Consider the following 17144-nt stretch of genomic DNA (forward strand, 5'->3'; position numbering starts at 1 on the left):
TCGGCTCAGTCGTCGTCGTCGTCGTCGGCTCAGTCGTGGTCGTCGGCTCAGTCGTCGTCGTCGGCTCAGTCGTGGTCGTCGGCTCAGTCGTGGTCGTCGGCTCAGTCGTGGTCGGTGTCGGAATTACGGTCGTGCCGCAGTTGTGACGGTGACAATGCCAGCCATAGTTGCCGTTGCCGTTGTTGCCGCCACCGTTGCCGTTGTTGCCGCCACCGTTGCCGTTGTTGCCGTTGTGACCGCCACCGTTGCCGTTGTTATTGCCACCGTTGCCGTTGTTATTACCGCCGTTGTTGCCGTAATTGCCGTTTCCATTGCCGTTGTTGCCACCACCGCTGTTGCCGCCAGGTTGGGCGGCGACGATGGCAGGGAAGACCGATACGGCAAGAACGCCGATACCCATCAGGCACATCACAGCAACAAGCATCATCGCTAGCCGTCGTGGCTGGCTCATCGACATTCCTCCCCGACACATACGTCCGACCTGCGGAAAACTGCGGCAGACTCACCGTGCCTATCGCACCGGACACACCCTCGTTACATTTCCGGCAAACATGTATCCGCCCAAGGATCATCCCTCACTTGGAAGCTCAACGGTCCGGATCAGCGGTCGCAATCGTATGAAACGGCGCACACTCAGATCGAATCTTCGCAATTCGGGCAGGCCCTGAAAATGCAGGAAAGGGTCGTTCAACTTTCGTTGAAAGACCCTTTTCGCTGGTACTTCTTGGTGGAGCTGAGGGGAATCGAACCCCTGACCTCTTCGATGCGAACGAAGCGCGCTACCAACTGCGCCACAGCCCCGTGCCACCGCCTCAGCGGTGCTCGGCAACTCTAACAGGAACGAATACTCCCGTTGGAATCACCCGACACGAACTTTCGGCCCGACAAGATCGGCCCAGAAGATCACTGACCGGACGCGCGCCGCATCTCGGTGTGCCTGATCTCTTCTTCGTAGTGATCCAGGTGATCGAACACCGGATCTTCGTCGTCGACCTCGAGGACAACCGCTCCTGGCCGGCGCAGTCGTGCCGGAATCAGGCGAAGCTCTTCGTCGGTGTGCGATTCGACTCCGAGTCGCGATCGGTTGAGGCGTTCGGTACGACGGCGGCGAATCTCCTGCTCGATCCGAACCTGCCGACGCAAGTACGCCATGTACCCGCCGAGGCCGCACACGGTCAGCGCAAACAACCACCACACCATCGGCGAGATGATCAATGCGAGAGCGCCCGAGAGAATCGCGACGAACGCAAGGCCCAGCAACGTCCGCTGACGGAATGCATACCGCGCTTCCCGGGCGATGGCATCCGCTTCGGGGTCGAATCCGCCTCGGCCGCGCCGAACGGGAACAAATTCTCCGACCGGTGCACGACCGCCGGCGTAGTCGTCGTCTGCGTGAGTGTCCATCTGGTCCTCCGCGTCGTAGCTGCTGCGCACTGGTTCTGGTTGCCAGTTCGGATCGCTTCGATGTCCTGCTGCCGGCCCGCGCTGAACAGGGTTGCTGTCGCCGCGGTGAAGTACTCGAGTTGCGAGTGCCGCGTCACTCGTCTGCCGGATCCTGGGGCGCTTGTTGACAAGCATCGGCACCAGGACGAACAGCCACACGGCCACCAGCCCGATCCACACGAATGAGCTAGGCATGCCGCGGCCTCCTCCCGATCACCTACCAGCACCTATGCCAGCCGTTGACGAGTCAAGGTTAACGGCCGACGCCCTCGCATCGTTGCCGACGCGCCGAACCCCACCATACTCATGTGTCACACGCGTACCGAACTGAACTTCCGGTTCAGTCCCAAAAGTCTCAAGTTCTGGTTGAATCAAAAACCACTGTTTCCCGACCGAAAGTAGGACTACTCAGCGGTAACTGCTGTTTAGCTCGCGTTTCTCACGCTTCTGGCGCCGTCTTCGTCACACCCACGAAGCGCGTCCGGACCGCACCAATCTGTCGACGACTGTGGTGGGTACTTCCTCGATGGTCATTCCGACCAGAAGATGATCACGCCATTGGCCGTCGACATCGAGGTAGCGCTTGAGAAGACCTTCCTCCCGGAACCCAACGTTTCGTAGGACTGCGCGACTCGACGCGTTCTCCGGCCGAACAGTGGCCTCCACTCGATGCAGACCGACCTTCGAGAATGCGTGATCGAGTGTGAGCGCAACGGCAGCTGTGGCTACGCCCCCACCGGTCACGTGCGAGGCGACCCAATAGCCCACCCAGGCGGACCGCAGAGCGCCGCGCACCACATTTCCGATGGTGACCTGCCCGCAGTACTTCCCGTCGAGTTCGATCACCAGGGGAAGGATCCTGCCCTTGCGCGCTTCGGAGCGAAGGTTTCCGCACAGGGACGGCCAGACGGTGATGTGGTGGCGAGCATCCCATGGCGATTCTCCGGTGGGCTCCCACGGCTCGAGGTGCTCGCGATCGCGAATGCGGAGACGACTCCACACAGCAGCGTCACGGAGCTTCACGGGGCGGACGGTCACCACTCCCGCGGGCACTCGCAGCGGGCCGAGATCTTCCGGCCATCCTGGATGGACTGACATCACACCCCACTCGGATCGGCGTTACCCACGTTGGGCGAGAAAAGCTACGTCGACTTCTTCACCGATGTGCACTTCGGTGACGTCTCGATCGACCAGAACCAAGCAATTGGCTTCCGCCAAGGTCGCGAGGAGATGTGAGGACGCACCGGGCGCACCCCCGAGGGCCTGCACCAGGTACTCCCCTGTCGCTTCGTCACGCATCAGCTGACCACGCAGAAAACCCTTGCGATCGGCAATCGACGTGATGGTTCCCACTGTCCGCGCCTTCACTACTCGCCGCATCGGCTGGCGGCGTCCGAGCGCGATTCTGATCAGCGGGCGAACCATGACTTCGAATACCACCAGTGCGCTGACCGGGTTGGACGGTAGGAGAAAGGTCGGAACCTCGTCCCTTCCCAGCTTTCCGAAGCCCTGCACTGATCCCGGATGCATGGCAACGCGCTCCACTTCGAGCGTCCCCAGGTCGGCAAGCGCCTCACGAACCTCGTCGGACGCTCCGCCGCCCACGGCACCGGCGATGACAACGATTTCCGAGCGAATCAGCTGTCCCTCGACTACTTCGCGAAGACGACGCGAGTCGTTGCCTGCGATTCCCACACGGTTGACGTCGGCGCCGGCATCGCGCGCTGCGGCGGCGAGGGCATACGAATTGACGTCGTATACCTGACCAGGTCCCGGCGTGCGATCCACGTCGACGAGTTCTCCACCGACGCTGATGACGGAGAGGCGCGGACGGGGATGGACGAGTACTTTGTCGCGGCCGACCGCGGCGAGCAACCCGACCTGTGCGGCTCCGATGATGGTGCCTGCCCGAACGGCCACGTCGCCCGGCTGGACGTCGTCGCCTGCACGGCGAACGTAATCGCCCGAACGCACCGGCTCGAAGATCCGAACGCGAGCGCGACCACCGTCGGTGTTCTCGAGCGGAAGAACTGCGTCGGCCAGCGTGGGCAACGGCGCGCCGGTGTCGACTCGGACGGCCTGGCGAGGTTGCAAGCGGATCGGTTGGCGTGAGCCCGCCGTCACCTCACCGACCACCGGCAAGCTGAGGTCGGTAGGCTCGCCGTCCTCGCCTCGGAGGTCGGCTCCAGCGCCGGCGACATCGACACTACGAACCGCGTAACCGTCGATGGCAGCTTGATCGAATCCCGGCAATGGGCGTTCGGTCACCACTTCCTCGGCACACAGCAGTCCCTGCGCCTCCGAGATGGCGACCCGAACCGGACGGGGTGCCACTGCAGCAGCGGTAACCCTGGTCTGCTGCTCCTCAACCGACCGCATCTGGTCCGCGTCCTCCTGTGTCTGGAAATTCGGTGATATCCGTCAGCTCATGATGCCTTGCCGCCGAAAAGGGACAAGCACATTGATACTGCGTTATCGGGCGATCAACCACCGTGGCGACACGCTCAGCGGTCGAGCCGATCCGCGAGCCACTTACGCAAGGACGGGCCGTAATCGTCACTGTCGAGTGCCAGGTCCACCGAAGCGCGGAGGTACCCGCCGGGGTTGCCCAGGTCATGACGCGTTCCGCGGTGCACCACCACGTGAACCGGATGGCCCTCGGAAATCAGGAGAGCGATGGCGTCGGTGAGTTGCAACTCACCGCCGGCTCCCGGCTCGATGCGACGAAGTGCGTCGAAGATCGCACGATCGAGCAGATAGCGACCTGCAGCGGCAAAGGTCGACGGCGCGTCTTCCACAGCCGGCTTCTCGACCATGCCGACGACCTTGAGGACGTCGGGATTGACCGCGTCGGGAACGATCTCGACGTCGAAGACGCCGTACGCGCTGACTGCGTCTTTCGGGACGTCGATTGCACAGAGAACGGACCCGCCGCGCTTGGCCCGAACACGCGCCATGATCTCCAGGACGCCACGCGGTAGTACGAGATCATCGGGCAGAAGGACCGCGATGGCGTCTTCGTCGTCGTCGAGAACCGACTCGACGCAACCGACTGCATGCCCGAGGCCGAGGGGCTGCTCCTGAATCACGGAGTCGACTTCGAGCAAACCCGGCGCTTTGCGCACCTTCGCCAGGGCAGCGAGTTTTCCGCTTGCTTCCAGCTTGCTTTCGAGCACGAGATCCTCGACGAAGTGGGCAACCACGCCGTCTTTGCCCGGGGACGTCACGATGACGAGCCGCTCGGCTCCCGAGTCCGCAGCTTCACCTGCCACCAGTTCGATACCCGGTGTGTCCACGACCGGCAGCAATTCTTTCGGAACCGTCTTGGTGGCAGGCAGGAAACGCGTACCAAGTCCGGCTGCGGGAACCACGGCCGTACGGAAGGCCCTCGTGCTGCTAGCGACAACGTCTGTCATGCCAACACCTTAGCCGCCGCTTGTTACCGCTCGGTCAGCACGACGAATATCGTTGCGGGGTGACACCTCAGACAAAAGCACAATGGCGACAAATCACACTCGCAGCACGTGATGCAGTCTCCGAGCACACTCGAAACACGGAAACTGCGGCGTTGATCACGCACATACGTTCAGTAATTGTCGACGGCTCGATCGTCTGTGCGTACGTCCCCACCCGCACCGAACCAGGATCCACCGACTTGCTCGACGCCGTTGCCGAGATCGCTCAGCGTGTACTACTTCCGATCACTGGGGAGCCGGGACCGTTGTCCTGGGTCGAGTACAGCGGCGCGGACGGTTTGCGCCCCGCGAAGTACGGCATTCGGGAGCCCGTCGGACCCGTCCTACCACCGGAAACCCTGTCCGACGTGGAATGCATGCTTGTCCCTGCTCTCGCGGTGGATCTTCGCGGAACACGCCTCGGCCGTGGCGCAGGCTTCTACGACCGGACGCTCGGGTCGGTCGGACCACAGACTCGGCTCGTGGCAATTGTCAGAGACTCCGAACTCGTCGAGACCTTGCCTGCCGACGACCACGACATTCCCATGGGCTGGGCATTGACGCCGCGCGGCGGCCTCACGCAACTCAAAGGCGTTGATCTGCGGGAATAGATCCCTGATTAGCACTGTTGGCACTGTCACTTGTAGAGTGCTAAAGGCTGCGGTGTAAATACGCGGCTGCTCGAACATCACAGTGCGGAGGAAGCCCGGTGCCCACCTACTCATACGCATGTACGGAATGTGACAACCGTTTCGACATCGTCCAGTCCTTCAGCGAAGATTCGCTGACGGTCTGCCCAGCTTGCTCAGGCAAGCTCCGCAAGCTGTTCAACTCTGTTGGCATCGTGTTCAAGGGCAGCGGCTTCTACCGCACCGACAGCCGCGGTGGCTCCGGGACTGCGAGCGAGCCCGCCAAGAGCGATTCGGCACCCGCTGCGAAGTCCGAGTCCAAGTCGGACTCCTCTTCGACATCGAGTTCGTCGACCAGCACGCCGGCGCCCGCAAAGGCTGCCGCAAGCTGATTTCCACAACCTCCGGGTTGTCCACAGGTTCACATCGTTAGGGCCGGAAGCACCGCTTCCGGCCCTAACGTGCATGAATGCCGTCAGTACGTTCTCGTTCGCCGAGGCGCTCCCATCCATTGCGCGCCCAGCTCGATCTCACGCCGAACACCTTCGATCGCGTCGTCGAACTGACACGCGGCACACGGTTTCGCTCAGCGACCGTCCGCAAGATCGCAGCCGTTGTCCTGGCCACACTCGGCGTTGTTCTCTTCTTTCGAGGCGATCCCGCGACCGACACCGTCGCAGTAGTTGTCTCGAGCCGCGATCTCACTCCGGGGCAGGTGATTGCGGATTCGGACGTCGAGGTCCGCGAGATCGACTCGAAACAACTTCCCGAAGGAGTTGTCTCCGATGCCGACCTGGTGGTCGGAAGAACCGTTGCCGGCCCGATTCGCTCCGGAGAAACCGTCACCGATGTGCGTGTTCTCAGCCCACGGCTGGCCGGGTTGTCGATAGGAACCGACGACGCCCGCATCGTGCCCGTGCGACTTGCCGATGCGGCCGTTGCAGAAATTTTGCGCAGCGGCGATGTCGTCGACGTCCTGACCGTCGGCCCTGACACATCCCGCCCAGACACACCCCACCCCGACACACCCAACGAATCAATTGCCGACAAGGCCCCGCAGATTCTTGCAGCGGGAGCAGTAGTCGCTTTGGTCACCACGTCGGAAAGTACACGTAACCAGCAGGAACAGGTGATTTTGCTGGCCCTGCCGACACCAGCAGCCAACGTCGTAGCCGCGGCATCCCTGTCCAATGCGATCACCGTGACATTCCGCTGACCGCACAAAGCGTCCGAAGCTCCTCTAGGATTTTTCCAGTCGGTTCGGTATCAACGGACCATCTGGCACTTGCCATCGGAGACTCGAGGGGACACCGACATGCTCAAGGGATTCAAGGACTTCCTGCTTCGCGGAAACGTGCTCGACCTGGCCGTCGCAGTGGTCATCGGCGCGGCCTTCACCGCCATCGTGACTGCCTTCACCAGCAATATCATCAACCCACTTGTCGCTTCGATTGGCGGAGCCAACGAATACGGGTGGGGCATTCAGCTGACGGGTGACTCCGCTGAGACGTTCCTGAACTTCGGTGCGGTCGTCACCGCGATCATCAACTTCATCATCATCGCAGCGGTCGTCTACTTCGTGCTGATCGTCCCTGCGAATGCGGCGAAGAAGAAGTTCGTCTCCGAGCCCGAGGACAAGGAAGCCAGCGAAACCGATCTGCTCATCCAGATCCGCGACATCCTCTCGGCCAATGCCGGTGGCGCCGACACGGGAGCGCACGCCAAGTCTCTCGAATAGGCAGTGCCCACAGATCAAATCAGGCCCTCGGACAATTGTCCGGGGGCCTGATTTACTTCTCAACCGCCGTGGTGCGGGGGCCGCTGACTGCGCAGCCAGTCGTCGTCCGAGGACCGCGAGGATCCTTCGGGACCCCGCTCGTCCGACGTCGTCTCGGGAAAGACGTCCCCGAAGATGCGCGCCAGGCGCTTCTTGTCGACTGACGGCTTCTTCGGGGTATCTGGTTGCTCCGACAAGCTGTCTCAGCCCTCGAGGCTGGACAGCTCGGCGATCACGTGACTCGCCAAAGCCGTCAGGGTTGCCATGCCGTCGCGAATTGCCGGCCTGGTCGACGCCAGATTGGCTACCACGGTGCTTCCCGAAACCCCGACGAGGCCGCGGGACAAGCCTGCTTCGAGCGATCCGGCCGAAAGACCGGAAGCACGAAGTGCTTCGGCAATTCCCGGGATCTCGCGATCGAGAACCTCAGCGGTCACGTCAGGAGTGACGTCACGCGGGGATACCCCGGTACCGCCGACCGAGATGACGAGGTCGACGCCACCGATGACTGCGGTGTTGAGAGCGTTGCGGATCTCCACTTCGTCGGCGGCGACGGCGACCGTCGCATCGACGAGAAAACCCGCTTCGTTCAGCAGTTCCGTGACCAGTGGACCGATGGAGTCGGTGTTGTCGCCGTGGGCTGTGCGATCGTCGACGATGACGACCAGAGCGCGGCCGGCCGATGTGGCTTCGAGTTCCATGACTCCTACCGTAGTGTCCGATCGCGACGCCGTTGCGATCTGGCCGAAGATCGGGTCGATCGTCTGCTGATCGCCGAACATCATCGACCGCCCTGCGCTGCCGCGGTTCCCAACGTGACGTCGACGGTCTTGGTCTGCCCGCCGTCGCTGTACGTGATCGAGACCCTGTCGCCGGGAGCATGTGAACGCACTGCCGCGATCAGCGAATCACCATCTGCGACAACACGATCGTCAACCTTGGTGATGACTGCACCCTTCGGGATACCGGCCTTGGCTGCCGGCCCGTCAGCAGTGACATCCATGACGGTTGCGCCGTCGGCGTTGTCCTGCGACGGCACGGTCACGCCGATCATGGCCTGAGTCGCCTTGCCGGTCTTGATCAGTTCGTCGGCGACGCGGCGTGCCTGATCGATCGGGATGGCGAAACCGAGGCCGATCGAACCGCCTTGGGTACCCGACGACGCTCCGAGCGAGGCGATCGCCGTGTTGATGCCGATCAGCTGGCCGTCCATGTTGACGAGGGCGCCACCGGAGTTGCCGGGGTTGATCGCTGCGTCGGTCTGCAGAGCGTCGATGACGGTGTTCTGGTTGCCGGACTCGCCGCTCGTGGACACCGGGCGATCGAGTGCGGAGATGATGCCTTCGGTGACCGTGCCGGCCAGGCCGAGTGGGGACCCGACGGCAACCACCTGCTGTCCGACCTGGACGTCGCCGGAGTTGCCGAGATCGATGGGGGTGAGGTCGTTGCGACCGTCGACCTTGATGACGGCGATGTCGGAGACGGGGTCGGCACCGACCAGAGTGGCCGAGGCCTTGGTTCCGTCGGAGAACGCAACGCGAAGTTGCGCTCCCTGTGCGCCGGCAACGTGGTTGTTGGTCAGGATCAGACCGTCGGAGGACAGGATGACACCGGAGCCCTCACCGCCCTGTCCCTGCGCGGTGGCTACCTCGATCTGCACGACGCTCGGCACGACCTTCGAGGCAACGGCCTGAACCGAGCCGGCGGGAGCGTTGGACGTGTTGGTCGCAGTGGGCTTCGGAGCGTTCAGAGAGTTGGTGACCGTCGCGGTTCCACCGTTGCGGTCCGCGACGACGGCGCCGACCACGCCACCGACACCACCACTGACCAGGACCAGGGCGAGAGCGCCGGCAACCAGCGCCATGCGTCCCGACTTCGGCTTTGTGGTGGTCGAACCGGAGTTCGGCCCCTGCAGCGGTGCGGGGATCTGGTTGTGGCCGCCGCCCGGGCCGTTCGGACCGCCGGGGCCACCAGGGTTGGGTGCGCCGTACGGGGCGCTCTGCTGGTACGCGGCCTCATGGGCACCGTGCGGGTGGCCGAAAGCCTGCGTGGGCTGCTGCTGCTGCGCCTGCCCGAAGGCTTCGGTGGGCCGGCCTTCAGTGGGTCGGGCTTCGGCGGGTCGGGCGAACGATTCGGTCGGCTGGTACGGCTGCTGAGGCGCCTGCCCCTGAGGCTGCTGCGGCGGCACGGGAGGCTGTGCCTGAGGTGCCGTCGGCTGTGCCTGAGGTGCTGTCGGCTGCGCCTGGGTGGTGGGCTCGCTGTTGGGCTGCTCGGGCCGGGTCGGCCCGACGTTACGGTCCTCGGTCATCGGCTCGCTTTCGTCTACGGTGACCACCGGACGGGCAGTCACAACTGTTCTGCCGACAATGCTGCCTTGCGCTGCTGAGAAGGCGCTGAGACGTGCCTGTCACTTTACCCAGAGTTCGACGTGAAAAACCGGTGTTGTCGGTTCGGCCCGAAAGACTTTCGGGCCGAACGCATTAAGCCGTGACGTCAGTCACCGAAGCGAGGGACCAACGGGTCTACAGAACACGCTACTCGGCACTCGGCCCCGGTTCACCGGGAAGCACGATACGAACAAGCGCTCCCCCACGATCGGATTCGTCGATCGCGATGGTGCCGCCGTGCTTGACGACGACCTGACGCACAATCGCAAGTCCCAGACCCGATCCCGGCATCGAACGTGCCGCAGTCGACCGGTAGAAACGATCGAACACCAACTCCCGATCCTCCTCCGGAATGCCAGGTCCCGCATCACTTACGGTCAATTCCAACAATCCTTGACCCACCGGTCGCATTTCGACGCGTACCTGTTCGCCCTTCGGACTCCACTTCGCAGCGTTGTCGAGGACGTTCAGCACGGCACGCGACAGGCCCGCTTGATCTCCGTAGACGTACCACGGAGTGGTGACCGCCTCGAACTCGATTTCGTTGCGCCTGCGCCGCGCTCGTTCGAGCGCACGCTCGACGACGTCGCTGACGTCGACGCGCTCGTACACGGTTTCGGGTGCGTCTTCACGGGCCAGGTCGACGAGGTCGCCGACCAGAGTCGACAGTTCCTCGATCTGCGCGACGACGTCGGCACGAAGTTCTGCCATGTCCTCGTCGGGAATCTGCGGCGCACCGGGGCGACTTGACGCGATCAGCAATTCCATGTTGGTGCGCAACGAAGTCAACGGCGTCCGCAACTCGTGTCCGGCGTCCGCGACGAGGCGCGACTGACGCTCACGGGACTCGGCGAGCGCCCGCAGCATCGTGTTGAAACTCTCTGTCAGGCGCGCCAATTCGTCGCTGCCGGTAACGGGGATCTGCGTCAGATCGTCGGTCCGAGCGACTCGTTCGGTGGCAGCAGTCAGCCTGGCAATGGGTCGTAAACCGGTGCGGCCCACGGTAGTACCCGCCACTGCCGCAAGTATGACGCCACACCCGCCGACCACGAAGAGCACCCAGGCCAGACGGTCCAGTACCGCAACGGTCGGCGCGAGCCGCTGACCGATCACCAAAGTGCTTCCGTCATGGGTTCGTTGAGCCAGCACTCGCTGACCGTCGACGGTTCGCAGCGAGGAATCCGATTCGCCACGCGCTACGGCGTCTTCGGCTTCACCGATCGGCACGTCGGAACCGGGCGGCTGGTACGTGCTCAGGTCCGAGAAGATCAGGGCCACACTGATGTCGGTGGTGTACAGCGTCGCACCGGAGATGTAGCGAGGATCGAATCGCACGACATTGCTGTCGATCAGCACCGCCGCCCTGGTACGCAACTGGTGATCGACGTCCGCGTAGAGCGCACGCGAAACCACCGCGTAGGCAGCGATCGCCATGACTGCGACGGCAATGGCCACCACCGACGCGGCGAGCAGCGTCACACGCCAACGCAATGACACCGAACGGGTCAGTGGCATCGGCGGGCGCATTTCGACGGACGCTTGGGTGGTGGAGGATTTCTTCGGTTCGGCGTTCTTGCCGAACGGAGCGGTGATCACGGAGGCGTCTCCCGCAGGACGTAGCCGACTCCGCGGACGGTGTGGATCAACCTCGGTTCGCCGTCGGCTTCCGTCTTGCGACGCAGGTAGCCGACGTACACCTCGAGGGCATTGCCGGACGTCGGGAAGTCGTATCCCCACACTTCTTCGAGAATGCGTCCACGGGTCAGCACGCGGCGTGGGTTGGCCATGAGCATTTCGAGGAGGGAGAACTCGGTGCGCGTCAGGCTGATCGATCGTTCGCCGCGCTTGACCTCACGGGTGACCGGGTCGAGGGTGAGGTCCTCGAACGCCATCATTTCGGAATCGGCGTCCAGATCGGGCGCGGTGCGACGCAGAAGTGCACGCAACCTGGCAAGCAACTCTTCCAAAGCGAAGGGCTTGGGCAGGTAGTCGTCCGCTCCGGCATCGAGGCCGGCCACTCGCTCGCTGACCGAATCGCGGGCGGTGAGCACGAGGATGGGCAGGTCGTCGCCGGCACTGCGAAGACGACGGCACACTTCGAGTCCGTCGAGTCGCGGCATCATGACGTCGAGAACGACGGCGTCGGGCCGGTTGGCGAGGATCTTCTCGAGTGCGTCGAGCCCGTCGACCGCGAGCTCGACCGTGTAGCCGTTGAAGCTGAGCGACCGCCGAAGCGACTCGCGAACCGCCCGGTCGTCGTCGACCACCAAAATACGCATACCGACAGTTTGGACTGAAGTGCTGAGATGCGGCTGAGAGGGTCCGATTCCGGCCTCCGGCGTGTCGCGGTCAGTCCCGGGTTCGCCTCGGCCCGGGCAGGCTCCAATGACGCCATAACGCAAGCAGTCTGAACACCGCGGCGAACGCTGTGCCGCACACCAGCGCGGCGTTGGTGGACAGTCCGGCTTGCGAGACTGTGACCACCAACGCAGCGCCGAGCAGTGCGGGAACCGCGTACAGGTCCTTGTGCAGGAGCAGTGGCACCTCGTTGACGAGAACGTCGCGGATCACGCCGCCGCCGATCGCCGCGGTCGCACCGATCAACGTCGCCGCCAGCGAACTGGCGTTGTTGTCCAGCGCGATGACGGCGCCGGTGCTCGCGAACAAGCCCATCCCCAGTGCGTCGAGCGCCAGGATTTCACGACGCAGTCGATTGAGCGGCTCGTGGAGGTAGAACACGGCGAGTGAGGTGGCGGCGGCCGTTCCGAAGTACGGCCAACTGCTCAGAGAGCTGGGCGGATGGACGCCGAGGAGAACGTCGCGGACGATACCGCCGCCGATGCCGGTGAACACACCGACCGAGCACACCCCGAAGATGTCGAGTCGCTTGGTGACGCCCACCAGGGCACCCGAGGCCGCGAACGCCACGATGCCCACCAGTTCGAGGATCCTCAGCAGCACCGGCCAAGGATCGCACGGTCAGATGCGGCTCGGGTCGATCACCCCGAGCCGAACTGCTTTGACCAGTCGCCGAGGCACCCGGTGGGTCTGGCCGAAGGCCGTGACCTCGACCAGATCGGGCGCCGTCGCCTTCCACTGGGCACGACGGCTGCGCGTGTTGGAACGGGACATCTTCCGCTTGGGAACAGCCATCAGAGTGCCTTGCGCTTTCCGTAGCGACGCTCGAACTTCTCGACGCGTCCTGCAGTGTCCATCACGCGTTGCGCTCCGGTCCAGAACGGGTGCGAGTCGCTCGTGACATCGACGACCAGCAGCGGGTACGTGCCGCCGTCTTCCCATTCGACGGTGCGCTCACTCGTCACGGTCGATCGGGTCAGGAAGCTCTTGCCGGTGCTGGCGTCCTGGAACACCACCGGGTGGTAGTCGGGGTGCATCTGCTTCTTCATTCGTTTCCCTCTCGCGTTGATTCGGTTTCGGCATAAGGTGATTCGGATTCGTCACACGGGTCTTCGTGAAACTCGCCGAACGGGTCTTCCCACGTTGCCCACGACGCTTCGTCCGCCAATTCGTCGTCGGTGACCAAGGCGTGCTGCAGTGTTCGGTCGATCTCGAGCGGGTTCGCACCGCATGTGAGAACGACCATCGAGGTGTCGCGATCACCGAAACGCTCGTCCCATTTCAGGGCCGCGAGTGCACGGCGTTCAGCTGGAACGCGGTCTCGTTCCTCCGGCGTCATCGCGGCAAGCCAGGTATCAGCGCTGGCAACTCGCAGGCCACCGCCCGCCGATTCGAGCCAGAGCGCTTCACCCGGTTGGGTTGCCACCCAGACTCGCCCTCGGGAGTACACGACGCCTTCGAGCAGGACGTCGATCGCCTCGTGCAGACGTCCGGGGTGGAACGGCCGGTTCGCGGTGAACTCGACGAGCATCACTCCGCCGTCGTCGTCGAGCGGCGGCTGGCGACGCAACAGCGGTGAGTGAGCGTCGGCCAGTTCACCGCGTCGCGCATCCGCAGGCACCTCTAGGAGCAGTGCCTCGATGTCGTCTCCCTCATCGAAGACGGGTACCCGTGGAGCGATGCGCGCGAGAACCGCGTTCAAGCGGGACCGCTGCCAGCCGTCGAGCGCATCGGACCCGCGTAGGACGAGCGCGTCGGCGAAGTCGACCTGCCCGACGACGACCTGAGCCAGGGTGCGGTCGTCGTCGAGAGCTTCGTCGCCGGTGGCGTCTGCCAGCCAGGTCGCCGCGTCGATGCACGTCACGACGGCGTCGACGCGGACGTCCCGCTGCGCCGGTCCGTCCAGTTGGCCGACGACGCCGGTTACGACGACGTGCTCGATCGCCCAGCACAGCGCCTCGGGCTCGAGTTGCCGGTCCAACAGCAACACGATCCGCTGCACCGAACTGTGCGAGTGAAGCCGGCGCAGGAGCGGCAGCAAGTCTTCGCGCAGGGTGCAGGAGACGCAGCCGTGCGCGAGCTCGAGGATCGTCTCGCGCTCGGACACAGTGCCGGCAGACCCGGCACTCCCGGTCATCGAGGTGACCGTCCGCCGGACCACCCCTTCACGGACGTGGCTCAGGTCGTGGTGGACCAGAACAGTTCCGGTTCGCAGCAACGCTCGTGCGGTGCGTGGGGTGGATTCGCTCATGCCGGCGACCAGGACCAGCGGAGTCCTGCCGTCCAAGATCGTGTTCACAGCGGGCCTTTCTGGGAATGATTGTCATTACCGAGGTTGAACGGTACATTGATCTCACCGCATTGTCGAAAATGATTGTCATCTGCAAGTTGAAAGGAACACCCATGTCGGCTCACTGCCAAGTGACCGGACGTGTGCCGGGGTTCGGAAAATCCGTCTCGCACTCTCACAAGCGTTCGAACCGTCGCTGGAACCCGAACATCCAGCGCAAGACCTACCTCCTGCCCAGCGAGGGGCGTCGCATCACACTCACGCTCTCGACCAAGGGCATCAAGACGATCGACCGCGACGGCATCGAATCCGTCGTCGCCCGGATCCGCGCGCGCGGCGAGAAGGTCTGAGCAGATGGCACGCAACGAGATCCGCCCGATCGTGAAACTCAAGTCCACCGCGGGCACCGGGTACACGTACGTGACCCGCAAGAACCGTCGTAACGACCCCGATCGACTCGTACTGAAGAAGTACGACCCGGTGCTGCGAAAGCACGTCGATTTCCGAGAAGAGAAGTAGGCATGGCCAAGAAGTCGAAGATCGCGAAGAACAACCAGCGACGGGTCGTCGTCGAGCGGTACGCGGAGCAGCGGTCCGCTCTCAAGGAGACGATCCGCTCCCCGAAAAGCTCGGCAGAGGAGCGCGCGAAGGCCCAAGCGACCCTGCAACGTCTACCACGCGACGCCAGTCCGGTACGATTGCGCAATCGAGACGCTGCGGATGGACGTCCGCGCGGCCACCTGCGGAAGTTCGGGCTCTCCCGGATTCGCGTGCGAGAAATGGCGCACCGTGGGGAACTGCCTGGCGTACACAAGTCGAGCTGGTAAGGAAGTCGGATGGCAGTCAAGCGTTCACCGTCGAAGAAGCCACGCCCCGTAGAGGGTCGTAAGCCCAAGAAGAACCCGTTGTTCGCAGCGAAGATCACGCATGTCGATTACAAGGACATCAACTTGCTTCGCACGTTCATCTCGGACCGCGGCAAGATCCGCAGCCGTCGCGTCACGGGCCTGACCCCGCAGCAGCAGCGTCAGGTCGCCGTTGCAGTGAAGAACGCACGCGAAATGGCGTTGCTCCCCTTCACCGCCGCCCGGTAGTCATACGTGCTCAGTAGTCACACGTAGAAGTACCGAAGAGGTCGCGCAGTCACTCGACTGCGCGGCCTTTTTGTTGCCCGGACTAAGATTTCCCGAAGTCGTTCATTCCAGTCGAGAGGTGCCCGCAGCGTGTCGGGAGTTGTTGCGGGTTTCACCGTAATTTTTGTTGTCATCGCGGTTGGGTATCTCCTCGGCCGTCTCGGCACCCTCGGTAGCCAAGGACAGTTCGTTCTCGGTCGACTCGTCTTCTTCGTCGCGACGCCTGCCCTGCTGTTCACCACCCTCGCGTCGTCCGATCTTTCGGTGATCTTCTCGCCGACGCTCGCCGTTGCGTCGGCTACTGCCTTTGCCGTCGGCGCTCTGTACGTCGTCGTCGCAAAGATCTGGCTCAACCGGCCGCTACCCGAACTGACCATCGGCGCGCTGTCGGCTTCGTACGTGAATTCAGCCAACCTCGGAATCCCGATCGCGGTGTTCGTGCTCGGCGATGCCACGTTCGTCGCGCCGCTCCTGCTCTTCCAGATCGTCGTGTACTCCCCGATCGCCTTGACGATCCTCGATCTGACGGCCCTTCGCGGCGCGGATGCCGAGAAGCTCTCGTTGATCGACACCGTCACCGCCCCGTTCAAGAATCCGATCGTGCTCGCGGGCGCTGCGGGGTTGATCGTCGCGTTGATCGGTTGGGTACCGCCCCGGCCGCTGATGCAGCCTTTCGAATTGATCGGCGCGACGTCCGTACCCGGTGCGCTGTTGGCATTCGGGCTCTCGCTCTACGGCGTGCGGGTGCTGGAGAAAGGCTCGAGTCCACGCCGCGACGTCGCGCTGGCGTCGACGCTCAAGATCGTGGTCCAACCTGTGCTGGCCTATCTGATGGCGCATTTCCTCCTCGGCATCGACGGTCATCAGTTGTTCGCCATCGTGGTCGTCTCGACGTTGCCGACGGCGCAGAACGTCTTCATCTACGCAAGCCGCTATCGGCGCGGAATGGTCCTCGCCCGAGACAGTGCCTTTGTCACCACTTTGGCGTCAATTCCGGCAATTGCGCTGGTCACAGCGCTACTCGCTTGAGCAGGGTTACGGTGGATTCATGCGTGTACTAACCCTCGCCGTTCTGGCCTGCCTTGCTGTGGCCGGATGCTCCGTCGGGGCCCAGACCACGGGGCCGGTTGCCGCACCGAATCCGATGGCGGCCAACGAAGCAAGTCCCGCCGACTGGTCGCTCGGAACCCCCGTTCCCGACGAGGTCGACGACAGCGAGATGGGCACGGAGTTCGACAGCCGCACCGACATCGTGGGTGCGACGGCCACGATGTTCGAATCGTGGTCCGAGGTCGACGATCACACGGTGGCCGTCCACTTCGTGACCGGCACTCCGGAGTGCTACGGCGCGTACGCAACCGTCGAAGAGACCGATACGACGGTGATCGTCACGCTCCGAACCGGGGCACTGCCCGAGGCCGCGGACAAGATGTGCATTCTGGTTGCCGTGTTCGGCAGCTTGGATGTCCCGCTGAGCCGACCGCTCGGCGATCGTCACGTCATCAACGGCTAGCCGCGCCTAAACGGCACAAGTTCGACGATCGAACACTCCGTTTCGTCAGGTGTGGTGTGCGTCTCCTCGGGACAGACTGAAAACCGACACCCGTTCACTCGCTCGTCGGCAGCTTTCGACTCGAGCGGTGCTCAACATGAAGGAGCTCGCAAGTGCCTA

24 protein-coding genes and 1 tRNA gene are annotated in these 17144 nt (G+C 63.6%); 10 read left to right on the forward strand and 15 right to left on the reverse strand.

Features of this window, described 5'->3' with window-relative positions; all coding sequences use genetic code 11:
• The 6 genes from RWT78_RS20210 to RWT78_RS20235 form a co-directional block, all read right to left on the reverse strand.
• Positions 1-451: hypothetical protein (locus tag RWT78_RS20210; protein WP_314677671.1), on the reverse strand; the 451-nt coding region annotated here is incomplete at its 3' end.
• Positions 452-725: 274 nt separating this feature from the next.
• Positions 726-801 (reverse strand) — tRNA-Ala (locus RWT78_RS20215).
• Positions 802-903: 102 nt separating this feature from the next.
• Complete coding sequence (gene glpR / locus RWT78_RS20220) at positions 904-1638, reverse strand: gephyrin-like molybdotransferase receptor GlpR (protein WP_003946339.1); 735 nt, start codon at positions 1636-1638, stop codon at positions 904-906.
• Between the two features lie 267 nt (positions 1639-1905).
• A complete protein-coding gene (locus RWT78_RS20225) occupies positions 1906-2541 on the reverse strand; it encodes a GNAT family N-acetyltransferase (protein ID WP_007727523.1) in 636 nt (211 codons plus the stop codon).
• Positions 2542-2562: 21 nt separating this feature from the next.
• A complete protein-coding gene (gene glp / locus RWT78_RS20230) occupies positions 2563-3822 on the reverse strand; it encodes a gephyrin-like molybdotransferase Glp (RefSeq protein ID WP_003946353.1) in 1260 nt (419 codons plus the stop codon).
• Positions 3823-3947: 125 nt separating this feature from the next.
• Positions 3948-4859 carry a UTP--glucose-1-phosphate uridylyltransferase gene (locus tag RWT78_RS20235; protein ID WP_003946415.1) on the reverse strand — a complete coding sequence of 304 codons (912 nt, stop codon included), beginning with the start codon at positions 4857-4859 and terminating at the stop codon, positions 3948-3950.
• Positions 4860-4918: 59 nt separating this feature from the next.
• Here RWT78_RS20235 and RWT78_RS20240 point away from each other — a divergent pair, with 59 nt between their 5' ends.
• The 4 genes from RWT78_RS20240 to mscL all read left to right on the forward strand — a co-directional run bounded on the left by RWT78_RS20240 (position 4919) and on the right by mscL (position 7265).
• Positions 4919-5509, forward strand: a complete 591-nt coding sequence (locus RWT78_RS20240; protein WP_314677675.1) for a 5-formyltetrahydrofolate cyclo-ligase — start codon at positions 4919-4921, stop codon at positions 5507-5509.
• Between the two features lie 98 nt (positions 5510-5607).
• Positions 5608-5919 (forward strand): FmdB family zinc ribbon protein, encoded by a 312-nt coding sequence (locus RWT78_RS20245; RefSeq protein ID WP_003946378.1) that lies wholly within the window; start codon positions 5608-5610, stop codon positions 5917-5919.
• Between the two features lie 77 nt (positions 5920-5996).
• Entirely contained in the window at positions 5997-6743 is a 747-nt protein-coding gene (locus RWT78_RS20250) for an SAF domain-containing protein (protein WP_314677678.1), read from the forward strand.
• Positions 6744-6842: 99 nt separating this feature from the next.
• Entirely contained in the window at positions 6843-7265 is a 423-nt protein-coding gene (mscL, locus tag RWT78_RS20255; RefSeq protein ID WP_047272495.1) for a large conductance mechanosensitive channel protein MscL, read from the forward strand.
• A 59-nt stretch (positions 7266-7324) separates the two neighbouring features.
• Here mscL and RWT78_RS20260 read toward each other — a convergent pair whose 3' ends face one another.
• The 9 genes from RWT78_RS20260 to mrf form a co-directional block, all read right to left on the reverse strand.
• On the reverse strand, positions 7325-7501 hold the full coding sequence (locus tag RWT78_RS20260) for a hypothetical protein (protein ID WP_003946347.1): 177 nt from the start codon (positions 7499-7501) through the stop codon (positions 7325-7327).
• A gap of 6 nt (positions 7502-7507) precedes the next feature.
• Positions 7508-8005 (reverse strand): molybdenum cofactor biosynthesis protein B, encoded by a 498-nt coding sequence (locus RWT78_RS20265; RefSeq protein ID WP_176720912.1) that lies wholly within the window; start codon positions 8003-8005, stop codon positions 7508-7510.
• 80 nt (positions 8006-8085) lie between these two features.
• Positions 8086-9612, reverse strand: a complete 1527-nt coding sequence (locus RWT78_RS20270; RefSeq protein ID WP_314677684.1) for a trypsin-like peptidase domain-containing protein — start codon at positions 9610-9612, stop codon at positions 8086-8088.
• A gap of 226 nt (positions 9613-9838) precedes the next feature.
• Positions 9839-11218, reverse strand: a complete 1380-nt coding sequence (locus RWT78_RS20275; RefSeq protein ID WP_020908630.1) for a HAMP domain-containing sensor histidine kinase — start codon at positions 11216-11218, stop codon at positions 9839-9841.
• 65 nt (positions 11219-11283) lie between these two features.
• Positions 11284-11970 (reverse strand): response regulator transcription factor, encoded by a 687-nt coding sequence (locus tag RWT78_RS20280; protein ID WP_003946387.1) that lies wholly within the window; start codon positions 11968-11970, stop codon positions 11284-11286.
• A 70-nt stretch (positions 11971-12040) separates the two neighbouring features.
• Positions 12041-12652, reverse strand: coding sequence for a trimeric intracellular cation channel family protein (locus RWT78_RS20285; RefSeq protein WP_003946409.1), 612 nt, complete (start codon positions 12650-12652; stop codon positions 12041-12043).
• Positions 12653-12670: 18 nt separating this feature from the next.
• Complete coding sequence (gene rpmF, locus RWT78_RS20290; RefSeq protein WP_007727540.1) at positions 12671-12844, reverse strand: 50S ribosomal protein L32; 174 nt, start codon at positions 12842-12844, stop codon at positions 12671-12673.
• The gene (locus RWT78_RS20295) at positions 12844-13098 is read right to left on the reverse strand and encodes a type B 50S ribosomal protein L31 (protein ID WP_003946367.1); all 255 of its coding nucleotides are present in this window, start codon (positions 13096-13098) and stop codon (positions 12844-12846) included. Before RWT78_RS20295 ends, rpmF begins: the two co-directional genes overlap by 1 nt.
• On the reverse strand, positions 13095-14348 hold the full coding sequence (gene mrf, locus RWT78_RS20300; protein WP_314677689.1) for a ribosome hibernation factor-recruiting GTPase MRF: 1254 nt from the start codon (positions 14346-14348) through the stop codon (positions 13095-13097). Before mrf ends, RWT78_RS20295 begins: the two co-directional genes overlap by 4 nt.
• Before the next feature lie 104 nt (positions 14349-14452).
• Between mrf and rpmB the strand changes: the two genes are divergently transcribed.
• The 6 genes from rpmB to RWT78_RS20330 all read left to right on the forward strand — a co-directional run bounded on the left by rpmB (position 14453) and on the right by RWT78_RS20330 (position 16985).
• Positions 14453-14689, forward strand: a complete 237-nt coding sequence (gene rpmB / locus RWT78_RS20305; RefSeq protein ID WP_003946346.1) for a 50S ribosomal protein L28 — start codon at positions 14453-14455, stop codon at positions 14687-14689.
• Positions 14690-14693: 4 nt separating this feature from the next.
• Entirely contained in the window at positions 14694-14858 is a 165-nt protein-coding gene (gene rpmG / locus RWT78_RS20310; RefSeq protein WP_003946358.1) for a 50S ribosomal protein L33, read from the forward strand.
• A 2-nt stretch (positions 14859-14860) separates the two neighbouring features.
• Positions 14861-15166: a 30S ribosomal protein S14 gene (rpsN, locus tag RWT78_RS20315; RefSeq protein WP_003946379.1), complete on the forward strand. Its 306-nt coding sequence runs from the start codon at positions 14861-14863 to the stop codon at positions 15164-15166.
• Positions 15167-15175: 9 nt separating this feature from the next.
• Positions 15176-15433: a 30S ribosomal protein S18 gene (gene rpsR, locus RWT78_RS20320; RefSeq protein WP_003946414.1), complete on the forward strand. Its 258-nt coding sequence runs from the start codon at positions 15176-15178 to the stop codon at positions 15431-15433.
• Positions 15434-15562: 129 nt separating this feature from the next.
• A complete protein-coding gene (locus RWT78_RS20325; RefSeq protein WP_003946401.1) occupies positions 15563-16501 on the forward strand; it encodes an AEC family transporter in 939 nt (312 codons plus the stop codon).
• 19 nt (positions 16502-16520) lie between these two features.
• On the forward strand, positions 16521-16985 hold the full coding sequence (locus tag RWT78_RS20330; protein WP_007727550.1) for a hypothetical protein: 465 nt from the start codon (positions 16521-16523) through the stop codon (positions 16983-16985).
• Positions 16986-17144 lie beyond the last annotated feature (159 nt).

Source organism: uncultured Rhodococcus sp. (assembly GCF_963525155.1).
Classification (GTDB): domain Bacteria; phylum Actinomycetota; class Actinomycetes; order Mycobacteriales; family Mycobacteriaceae; genus Rhodococcus_F; species Rhodococcus_F qingshengii.